Below are 1,227 nucleotides of genomic sequence, written 5' to 3' on the forward strand. Positions count from 1 at the left end.
CAATCATTTCTACGATCCGGACGGGAGCCGCATGCATGGCTGAGCACCAGTTGCCCGAGCGCCAGTCGCCGCTTGAGCCGGACTATCATCCTGGCTCGCACGGCAATTTCGAGCATGGCGTCGACGTCATCCTGTCCGAGACGCGGCCGGGCTCGATCCTGCAGCTTGCCGCCTGGCCGGGCGAAGAGAAGCGGCTGATCGAGACCATCCGCAAGGTCACCGGCCTCGCCCTGCCCGACGGCGCCGGTGGCGGCGTGAGCAGCGGCGGCCGCGCCGCCTTCGGCTTCGCGCCTGGAAAGTTCACCGTGGTGGATGAGGCCGAGGGTCTGGCCCAAGCTTTCGCCGGATCGATCGCGCCTGCCATCGGGACGCTGACGGACCTTTCGCATGGCCGCACCGCGATCCGCATCGCCGGCCCGAAGGCCGAATGGGTGATGGCGAAGTTCTTCGCCATCGACTTCGCGCTGCCAGCCTTTCCGCTCGGCGCCGGCCGTTCGACCAACCATCACGATATCTTCGCCCATATCCAGCGCAGCGGCGCCGACCAGTTCGACATCTACGTCTTCCGCTCTTTCGCGCGCTCGTTCTGGAAGGCTTTGTGCCATGCCTCTGAGGAAGTCGGTTACGAGGTGCAGTAGGGCAATTCCAGCCGTGGTGATTTTGTGCCAGGCATTGCAGCCTTTGTCAGGACCAGGAATTGGTCCAGCCGACTGTCTGGCACTACGGACTGCCGCAACTGCTGCTTGAGCGTTGGGCCAGCAGGGTCGATAGATAAGGAATCATCGGCGTTTGCCCGGGCAAACGCCCGCCCAGGCAACCAGTTCGACCATACCCTTCCATGACTGTTGAGACTTCGGCGACGGCCACGACCCGCTTTGCTCCGGCGGAAGGCCCGTCGATGCTGTTGCCGGCCACCGTCGCCTGCGGCGTGTTCATGACCAGCCTTGACCAGAACGTCGTGGTCACCGCGCTGCCCGGAATAGGCGAGAGCCTTGATCGCCCGCCAAGCCAGCTTGGCCTGCTGATCACCGTCTATGTCGCCAGCCTCATCGTCGCCATGCCGCTCGGCGGCTGGCTGGCCGACCGCTTCGGCCTGCGCAACGTCTATTGCTTCGCGTTGCTCGTCTTCGCCAGCGCCTCGGCCCTCTGCGGCATTTCGGAAAACATCTGGATGCTGGTCGGCTCGCGCGCCCTGCAGGGCTGCGGCGGCGCGCTGATGGGCACGCT

At 65.1% G+C, this 1,227-nt stretch carries 2 protein-coding genes; both read left to right on the forward strand.

Annotated features, from left to right (window positions below):
- Window positions 1-50: 50 nt before the first annotated feature.
- Window positions 51-638 carry a sarcosine oxidase subunit gamma gene (locus Q0L57_RS28600; RefSeq protein WP_366940961.1) on the forward strand — a complete coding sequence of 196 codons (588 nt, stop codon included), beginning with the start codon at window positions 51-53 and terminating at the stop codon, window positions 636-638.
- A gap of 200 nt (window positions 639-838) precedes the next feature.
- The coding region (locus Q0L57_RS28605; protein ID WP_296746441.1) for an MFS transporter at window positions 839-1,227 on the forward strand (389 nt) is incomplete at its 3' end.

The organism is Mesorhizobium sp. (assembly GCF_024509055.1).
Lineage (GTDB): Bacteria > Pseudomonadota > Alphaproteobacteria > Rhizobiales > Rhizobiaceae > Mesorhizobium.